Raw genomic sequence first — 9999 nt, forward strand, 5'->3', positions numbered from 1 at the left:
GCCGCCCCTCGCCCCCACAACCGGGGCGCGGCCCGCATACCTCCCGCCCGCGGGGGGCCCGGCCCCGGCCCCCCCGCCGGCATGCGTCAACGGCTGTCCGACCCCCCGGTCTCCACGACCGCCCGACCGGCCTCCAGCCGGGCCACCGGCACCCGGAACGGCGAACAGGACACGTAGTCCAGGCCGACCTCATGGAAGAAGTGCACCGAGTCCGGGTCACCGCCGTGCTCACCGCAGACACCGAGCTTGAGCCCGGGGCGGGCGGCCCGGCCCTCCTCGGCGGCGATCCGCACCAACCGGCCGACACCGTCACGGTCGATCGACTCGAACGGCGAGATGCCGAAGATGCCCAACTCCAGGTAGCGCCAGAAGAACGCGCCCTCGACGTCGTCGCGGGAGAAGCCCCAGCCCATCTGGGTCAGGTCGTTGGTGCCGAAGGAGAAGAACTCGGCGGCCTCAGCGATCTGCCCGGCGGTCAGGGCCGCCCGGGGCACCTCGATCATGGTGCCGATCAGCACCTCGACGCCGCTGTCCCCGACCACCTCGGCAATGATCTTCTCGGCCTCGGCGCGAACCGTCTCCAGCTCCTGCACCGCCCCGACCAGCGGCACCATGATCTCCGGCTTGGCCGCGCCCCCGGCGCGGGCGCAACTGACCGCCGCCTCGGCGATGGCGCGGACCTGCATCGCGAACAGGCCGGGGATGACCAGGCCGAGGCGTACACCCCGCAGCCCGAGCATCGGGTTCTCCTCGTGCATCCGCCGGACGGCGGCGAGCAGCGCCTCCTCCTTGGCCACGTCCTCTCCGCGTTCCTGCGCAACCGCCACGTTGACGGCGAGCTGCTCCAACGGCGGCAGGAACTCGTGCAACGGCGGGTCGATGAGCCGGACGGTGACCGGCAGGCCGTCCATCTCGCGGAAGATCTCCTCGAAGTCGGCCCGCTGCAACGGCAGCAGCGCCGCCAGCGCCGCCTCCCGCTCACCCGGGGCCCGGGCCAGGATCAGCCGCTCGACCAGCTCCCGCCGGTCACCGAGGAACATGTGCTCGGTGCGGCACAACCCGATGCCCTCGGCGCCGAAGCGCCGGGCCCGGGCGGCGTCCGCGCCGGTGTCGGCGTTCGTGCGGACCGCCAGCCGCCGCTTGCCGTCGGCGTGCGTCATGATCCGGTGTACGGCCCGGACCAGCGCGTTGTCGACGTGCTCGGGGTCGAGGCTGCCCTCGAAGTACTGCACGACCTCGGAGGGCATGACCGGCACCTCGCCGAGGTAGACCTTGCCGGTGGTGCCGTCGATGGACACCACATCGCCCTCGGCGACGGTCTGGCCGGCGACAGTGAACCGCTTCGCCGGCACGTTCACCTCGATCTCGTCGGCACCGGAGACGCAGGTCTTGCCCATGCCCCGGGCCACCACCGCGGCGTGGCTGGTCTTGCCGCCGCGCGAGGTCAGGATGCCCTTCGCGGCGATCATGCCGTTCAGGTCGTCCGGGTTGGTCTCCCGGCGCACCAGGATCACCGACTTCCCCTCGGCGGCCAGCTCGACGGCTCGGGCGGAAGTGAAGACCACAGTGCCGGACGCCGCGCCCGGCGACGCGCCGATGCCAGTGGCGACCGGCTGAAACTCGTGGTCGAGCTGGAAGCGCGGGAACATCAGCTGGGCCAGTTGCGCGCCGTTGACCCGGTGCAACGCCTCGTCCAGGTCGATCAGGCCCTCGTCGACGAGCTGCCCGGCGATGACGAACGCGGCGGCGGCGGTGCGCTTGCCGACCCGGGTCTGCAACATCCACAGCTTGCCGCGTTCGATGGTGAACTCGATGTCGCAGAGGTCCTTGTAGTGCTCCTCCAGCCGGGCCATGATGCCGAGCAACTCGTCGTAGGACGCCTTGTCGAGCTGCTCCAACTCCTGCAACGGCACCGTGTTGCGGATGCCGGCGACCACGTCCTCACCCTGGGCGTTGGCCAGATAGTCGCCGTAGATGCCCTGCGCCCCGCTGGCCGGGTCACGGGTGAACGCGACACCGGTGCCGGAGTCGGGCCCGAGGTTGCCGAAGACCATCGTCACCACGTTGACAGCGGTGCCGAGGTCGGTCGGGATCCGCTCCTGGCGACGGTAGAGCACCGCGCGCTCGGCGTTCCACGACTCGAAGACCGCCCGGATGGCCAGGTCGAGCTGTTCACGTGGCTGCTGCGGGAACTCCCGGCCGGTGTGCTTCAAGAAGATCTTCTTGTACGCGTCGACCAGCCCACGCAGGTCGTCGGCGTCCAGATCCAGGTCGTTGTGGGTGCCCTTGGCGTGCTTGGCCTCGTCGAGCGCGTGCTCGAACTCCTCGCCCGGCACCTCGCAGACGGTCTTGCCGAACATCTGGATGAGTCGCCGGTAGGAGTCCCAGGCGAACCGCTCGTTGTTGCCGGCCTGGGCTGCGAGTCCTTCCACGCTCTGGTCGTTGAGACCGACGTTGAGGACGGTCTCCATCATGCCGGGCATGGAGAACTTGGCACCGGAGCGGACAGAGACCAGCAGTGGGTCCTGCGGGTCACCGAGGCGCTTGCCCATCGCGCGCTCCAGCGACTCGAGGTGCGCCTCGATCTGACCGGCGAGCCCGTCCGGCTCCCGTCCCGTCGCGAGGTACGCCTGGCACGCCTCGGTGGTGATGGTGAAGCCGGGCGGAACGGGCAGGCCCAGATTGGTCATCTCGGCGAGGTTTGCCCCCTTGCCGCCCAGCAACTCCTTGAGCTCCTTGTTGCCTTCGGAGAAGTCGTAGACGTACTTGTGATCGACGGTCTCTTGCGCTGCCACCAGAGCCTCCACAACACACGCGCCGGATTGACACTTAACGAAGGTTCAGTTTTCTTCTTCCCCGGGACGGACCGCCGGTAATCCCGGGGTCAACGTCGATCGGTGGGCGAAGGTTAAGCGACCATCGAGTGACCTGGGACCGTTCGGTGACAATTGGCACAGCTATCACGACTATCCGTGTTCGTACCGGTTTTTGGGAACGCTTCCATGCGCACCATCACGCATACGCCCGAGCGTCGTACGCTTAACGGCACGCCGCCGGTGAACCTCACTTTTGCCATAACCGACGCGAATACACCCCCCGGAGTCGCCGCCGTGTCGACCACCCCCTCCCCCGGCCCCACCGCCGTCCCCGCACCGCTCTCGGCGGGGGAACCGGACGCGGCCACACTGGCCCGCACGGCCGAGCAGACAGCAAGCGCGTTGCTCGCCCCGGCGGCCCCCCACCGGCTGGCCGACGTCGTGCCCGCCCCACAGCACGTCCAGCCGGACCCGACCGCCGACTGGACCCTCCCAGCCGAAGCCGTCATCGTGTCCAGCGCCGACCCCGCCGCGTTGGCGGTCGCCGAGCAGCTCGCCCAGCTCCTGCGTCCGGCCACCGGCTACCCGCTGCCGGTCACCGACGCCACCACGCCGGAGCCCGCAGGTGGCATCGCGCTGGTGCTCGACGGCAGCGCCGACCTCGGCGCGGAGGGCTACCGCCTCGACATCGCCACCGACGGGGTGAACGTCACCGCCTCCACCGCCGCCGGCCTCTTCCACGGCGTACAGACGCTGCGCCAACTGCTGCCAGCGGCGATCGAGAGCACCACCCCGGTCACCGAACGCTGGGTGCTGCCCGGCGGGACCATCACCGACGCACCCCGGTTCCCCTACCGGGGCGCGATGCTCGACGTCGCGCGGCACTTCTTCGCCGTCGAGGACGTGCTGCGGGTGGTCGACCACCTGGCCCGCTACAAGCTCAACCACCTGCACCTGCACCTCACCGACGACCAGGGCTGGCGCATCACCGTCGACTCCTGGCCGAAGCTGACCAGCATCGGCGGCACGACAGAGGTCGGCGGCGGCCCCGGCGGGCACTACACGAAGGCCGACTACGCGCGGATCGTCTCCTACGCGGCAGCCCGCCACATCACCGTCGTCCCGGAGATCGACCTGCCGGGGCACACCAACTCGGCGCTGGTCGCGTACCCGGAACTGGCACCGGACAAGATCGCACCGCCGCCGTACACCGGCACCGAGGTCGGCTTCAGCTACGTCGACCCGGCCGACGAGCGCACGTACGACTTCGTCGCCGACGTGCTGGGCGAGGTGGCCGCGCTCACCCCCGGCCCCTGGCTGCACGTCGGCGGCGACGAGGCGTTCAAGGTCAAGGGCGAGGTCTACACCGGTTTCGTCGAGCGGGTCCAGCGCATCGTGGCCGACCTCGGCAAGACCGTCGTCGGCTGGCACCAGCTCGCGCCAGCCGCCCACCTCGACGGGCGGGTCCTGCAGTGGTGGGGCACGAACGGCGAAGACCCCACCACCGTCGACGCCGTACGCAGGGGCGCCCGGCTGATCGTCTCCCCCGGCAACCACGCCTACCTGGACATGAAGTACGCCCCGGACACCCCGATCGGGCACGACTGGGCCGGCCTCATCGACGTGCGAAAGGCGTACGACTGGGATCCGGGCACGCACGTCGCCGGCGTACCCACCGAGGCGGTTATCGGTGTGGAGGCCCCGCTCTGGACCGAATCGGTCACCTCGCTGGCCGACATCGAACTGCTGCTCCTGCCTCGCCTCCCGGCCATCGCCGAGTTGGGCTGGTCACCCCGGGCAAGCCACGACTGGGCCGACTTCCGCGACCGCCTGGCCGGCCAAGGCCCGCGCTGGACGACGGCCGGGATCACCTTCCACCGCGCGCCCGAGATCCCCTGGCCCACCGGGCCGGCACTTCCCGCACCGCGCGACGCGAGCCTCGAAACGACGCTCGATCGCTAGACGAGCAGCCGGCGGAACCCTCAATGGCGAGCATCGCCAACGTCACGTGACTCGTGCCGACGTCGGTCCGCCCGGCGATGCGGCGGGCATGGTCCACCACGCCCGCCGCGTCCCGCCCGAACGGCGGATCTCCGGCCAAACTCGGGGCGATCAGCCGGCGGCGAGGTCGGCGATCCGTTCCGGGGCGAGCGTGGAGGTCCAGATCCGTACGTCGTCGACGACACCACCGAGCCGCGAGTGCCGGCTCCCGCTGCTCTCCCCAACGCAGCCGATCAGGGTGGGGCCGGGGGCCATCCAGGGAGTGACCGGGCCGTCGACCTCGCCCTGCGCGACGCCGTCGACGTACAGGCGGACCTTGCCGGCGCCGAGGTCGTAGACACCGGCGAGGTGCGTCCACTTGCCGAGCGCCGGTGGCTGCTGCGACTCCGAGTTGCGCCAGACGGCATCCCTCGCGGGCGAGTCCGGCATTCCGAAGTGCCAGCGATTGACGCCCGGGTGGTAGCCGAGATAAAAGGGGGTATTACCACTGGATATCTGCGACATCACCGTGTGGTGCCCGGTGGCCTTTTCGAGCAGCACCCACGCGGTCAGGGTGAACGAGGCGTCGGTACGCACGAGCGGACCCGGAGCCTCCGCGCAGGAGTTCTCGGCCAACTCCAGGCCCAGGGCCCCGTCGCGACCGAAGCCCCGATCGCGGGCCCAGGCGTACGGGCCGGTGATGGTCAGGTCGCGGCCGTTGCCGGACGTGTCGGTCAGGTAGGTCGGCGTGTCGCTGGCCGGGCCGTCCAGCGGCCACAGACCCTCCAGCTTCACCCCCGGGTTGCCTCCGTGCGCGGCGGCCACCTGGGCGGCGGTGAGGGCTCCCTGCCAGGCCTGCACGCCACTGACCGACCCCACGACGTGGTCCACCGGAATACCCGTGTACCTCGCACAGCCGATGGTGACCGGCCCGTTGGCCTGCCAGGGTGTCGCCAGCCTGGGGGCCGACGAGGCCAGGACACCGTTGACATACAGAGTGATCCGCTGGGCTGTGGCGTCGTAGACGCCAGTCAGATGGGTCCACCTACCCACGTCGGCGGCCATGCCGGCGGGGGATCTCGCCCACGGCGCCGAGGAATCGTCAGCATCGACGTCCATCATCAGGAAGCCCCAGTAGTGGGTGCCGTCCAACACCCGCGTGCCGAGATACCAGCCGCTTTGTCGTTCGCCGTCCTGACCGATGACCGTCTGGTTGCCTAGGCCCTTGTCGTCCACCTTCACCCACGTCGCGATCGTGAATGACTCGTCGGTTCGCACCGTGGGCCCGCTCGTCGTCGCGCACTGTTGCCGGCCGTTCAGTTGGAGTGCGGACGCGACCCGGCCGTGCTGGTCCTCGACCCACGGCACGTCCTCCGGCACCACCGCGTCGGAGGATCGGCCTGTGCTTTCGGCGCCGCTACCGCGCAGTTGCCAGTCGCCGACCAGGCCGGCGGGCAGTTCGGTGGCGGCGCGGGCGATCTGTTCGTCGGAGAGCAGGCCCTGCCAGACGCCGACGTGGTCGATCCCGCCGATCAGGTGGTACAACTCCGAATTCGCACTCCCGAAGCAACCGACAAGGAATTGGCTCGTCGCGTTCCACGGCGTGAACGGAATCTCACCCTCGGACGCGAACTGCCCATTCACGTACAGCCGCATGATCCGCGCCACCGGGTCGACGGTGGCCGCCACATGCTGCCACTGCCCCAGCGGCGTCGACGTCGGCGCGAAGACGCTGACGAAGGGCGACCCGTCGAAGTCGCCGCCGGTCACGACCAACTCCCAACGATCCTGTACGTGGTGGTAGAGCAGGTAGAACGAGGGCCGCGCCGTACCGACCTGAGCGAAAACGGTACGCAGGGAAGACTTGTCGGCCAGGTTCACCCAACCGGAGACGGTGTACTCCGCGTCGGTGCGAACCGTGGGCGCGCTCTTCGCGCAACCCGCACCGTTCATGGCGAGCGCGGCACCCGGCACGCCCTTGCGATCGGCGCCATAGCTGACCCCACTGCCGAGGGTCAGATCGCGTCCCTGTCCCGAGTCGTCGAATCCGTCCCCATCGAGCCTCCAGGTGGCCTGCGGCTGGGCCTGGGTGATCCGTCCGGTGAAGAAGTTGAACGCGGTCCGCGCCGAGTAGTTGCCGGCGTTGTCCTGCGCCCAGACGTAGACGACAGTTCGGCCGACCTCCGGAGTGAAGGTGACGGTCGTCGTGCCGCCGGATGCCTGGAATGCCTGCATCGCATCGGTGCCGATGCCGTAGGCGAACTGCTTGACGCCGGACATGGCGTCAGCGGAGGTGAAGCTGAGCGTCACAGGCGCTCCTGCGACCGGGGTGCCCGAGACACGGGTGACCACTGGCGTTGTGGGAGCGGTGTGGTCGACCCGGAAATAGCAGTATCCCGTCCAACCTGTGGCCTCGCCGTCCACGTCGTCGTAACCCCGCACCCGCCAGTTGTAGGCCCCGTCGACGAGAGCGGGGGCGGTCCATCCACGCTCGACGCCGGAGGTGGTCCATGCCGAGGTGTGGTCAGGGGGGTTGGTCGGACCGTTGATGTCGAACTGCACCTTCACCGAGCCGTCGCCGTCGCTGGCCTTGCCGTAGAGCGTCGGAGTGGGGACGTTGACCCATGGCCCCGGTGACGCCGTGCTGCAGTTGCCTCCAGGCGACGTGCGGATCGCCACCGGAGAGGAAGGCCGGGACTGGTACGTCGCCTTCAATCTGACGTTGGCCGGATCGAACTTGGCCCAGTGTCCACCACTCTCGTTGCCCATCCTGAGGCCGAAGGTTATCGAGGCAGCGCCTGCATTCGCGTGCCGCTGGACGTGGTAGCCGACGTTTCCTCCGTTGAAACTCTGCCAATTGGCCGACTGACCGCAGTTGGCTCCGACGGTCTTGGTCTGCAGCGGCCCTTCATGCAGCCACGTACCGGCCATGCCATTCCAGGTGGGAGTGCTGCTTGCCAATGAGTTCGTCTGCCAGATGCCGAGAGACTCATTACAGTTACCCGTGTGCACCAGGTACGCGTCGACACTCGTCGTATTCACGAGACGCCGGCCCGACATCGCTGAAATATCAAAGTAGAAATGCGACCGCCAGATGTCCCCATGGTCGTCCCAATTTGAGCCGACGCGGGCCACCTCGCGGGGCCAGGAACTACCCGAGGTCCACTGGGTGTTTCCGTTGGAATCATTCACGGGGGCCCACCTGGCCCACTTCATGTCATAGCTCGGGTCGATGAAGACCGGGAACTGCGTTCCGCTCAACACCGCCGGGTCAACGGCCACTGTGAGTGATCCTTTGTCGACACGTACGTCGACCCGAGCCACCGCGGCGGCGTCGGACGGACCACTGACACTGGAGCTGGCCACGGCGCGTTCCCGGCTGGAGTCGAGGGCCCCGGCACCCCGCTTCCCGGCGGAGGGCTCACCAGTGGCCGCTGTCGAGTCCCATGCCATCGCCGGCGGGGCAGCCGCGAACAACCCACCCGGACCGGAGATGGTGACGCGATTGTCGGTCACCGCCACGTCGGCCGATCCGCCGAGGACGAACCGCGTCTCCCGGACTGCCGGATTCTTCGCCGCCACAGCACTCTTGACCACCAGCAGGTGCGAGAAGCCCCCGCGTTCGGCACGCACCACCAGGTCGACGTCCGGATAGACGTTCGGGTAGGTGATCGTGTCGCCGTGGATGACGCCCTGCGGCAGCGCGCTCGGCCACCCGAGCGAGAAGTCCGCGCCAGCGCCGGTCATGGTGGCGAACGGGCCTTGTCCGCCCTGGGAGAAGACCACGTCGGCCGTGGAGGCGACCGGACGGACGCGACCGTCGCCACCGACCACCAACGTCGTATCGATCCCCCGCCAACGACTACCGACCTTCGCCCACTGCGGCTCGGCCCACGACTCCAGGGTGAGTTCACCGGAGGGTTGCGCGAAGACCTTCGTGGTCTCCGAGGCTGCCGCCAGCACTTCGACCGCCGTCTCGCAGGTGCGTGCGAGCGAGATCGCTGCATTCTCGGACGGTGCCATTGCGGCACCGCCGGTGGCGGCTGCGGAACAACGGTCCGATTCGGGGGCAGCGGTGGCTTGACCGCTCGCCCCGACAACCGCTATCGCGCCCACCAAAAGGGTGCCGGCCGTAATATTTGCCAGCCAGGCATGACGAAGTAGAAGCACAGCCGCACCCCCGTAGAGCAGCCCAATAAGCCTTGCGGCAGACAATACATAGATCCACTGCGTTTAACCATACGCAGTTTCGTCAATAAAATTGGGGTCGAATCCAGAGCAGATCGACCATTTTGGTCGGTTGGCAACGATGGCCGGGCTTGGCCGCTGGCGCTCGCGGCAAGCGGCCGCAGCGCGACTCGCTCGAATTCGACCGTTTCCGACGGCGTGGCGCGGGACGCGGCGAAGCCCGTTCCCACAACGGAGCACTGGTAAGTGCGCGCGAATTGGTCGCCGCCGCACCTCGCGTGGCGCAATCCCGCTCTCGCTCGCACCACTGGGAGCAATTCACACATCACAAAGGGCCCGATCACGGCGCCACTGCCCAAGACCGCCCAGCCCACACGGCACCCGGCCCCCGCGCCGACCCGACCCAGGCCCACGAATGACGCAGGCGGGAATGGCCGACCATTTGCACGATGGCTGCCCCGCATGCCCCCTTGATGGGGGGGCGATGATGCCCCGCCATGGTCATGCCGTCGGGATGTCCGTGGCACGCGACTTGCAGGATTCGGGATCGATCGCCCCGTTTCGCCTCGCCTGTCCGTATCGTCCAGTCCGCAGCGCGCGTTCATCCGATTTGACGGTGCCTGTCGGGTGGCCTGGGCCACCCCGGCGGCGGAATCGGGGGCCGGCCCGGGTCGTTATACCTGGCAGACCACCGCAACAGCCCGGGTCACCGCGGGCCGGCCGCCGGGAACACCCCGCGGGCCACCCCGGTTACACCCCGGAACGGCCGAGCACCACAACGGCCGGGCCCCGCAGGTAGGCGGAATGATCCGCCACTGGCACCGGTTACACCCCGTCCCGACGCCGACCCCCGTTGCGGGTCGCCGGGCACGAACTTTCCCCGCACCACCATCCCCCCGGTGTGGTGTGGGCATCCCCCAAGGCAGAGGAGCACGCCATCATGCGTACCGATCTGATCCGTAAGACCGCCCTGACCGCCGCCGGCCTCGCCTTCACCGGAGGCGCCATCGCCGGC

Annotated in this window: 3 protein-coding genes; 1 reads left to right on the plus strand and 2 read right to left on the minus strand. The window is 69.0% G+C overall.

Annotated features, from left to right (window positions below):
* Positions 1-86: 86 nt before the first annotated feature.
* Positions 87-2795 carry a pyruvate, phosphate dikinase gene (gene ppdK, locus AB0B48_RS29135; protein ID WP_357207064.1) on the minus strand — a complete coding sequence of 903 codons (2709 nt, stop codon included), beginning with the start codon at positions 2793-2795 and terminating at the stop codon, positions 87-89.
* Between the two features lie 315 nt (positions 2796-3110).
* On the opposite strand from ppdK, the gene AB0B48_RS29140 reads away from it, so the two are divergent.
* Positions 3111-4778, plus strand: coding sequence for a beta-N-acetylhexosaminidase (locus tag AB0B48_RS29140; RefSeq protein WP_357207066.1), 1668 nt, complete (start codon positions 3111-3113; stop codon positions 4776-4778).
* 150 nt (positions 4779-4928) lie between these two features.
* Here AB0B48_RS29140 and AB0B48_RS29145 read toward each other — a convergent pair whose 3' ends face one another.
* On the minus strand, positions 4929-8819 hold the full coding sequence (locus AB0B48_RS29145; RefSeq protein ID WP_357207068.1) for a LamG domain-containing protein: 3891 nt from the start codon (positions 8817-8819) through the stop codon (positions 4929-4931).
* Positions 8820-9999 lie beyond the last annotated feature (1180 nt).

This window comes from Micromonospora sp. NPDC049089, assembly GCF_040648775.1.
Taxonomy (GTDB): Bacteria; Actinomycetota; Actinomycetes; order Mycobacteriales; family Micromonosporaceae; genus Micromonospora.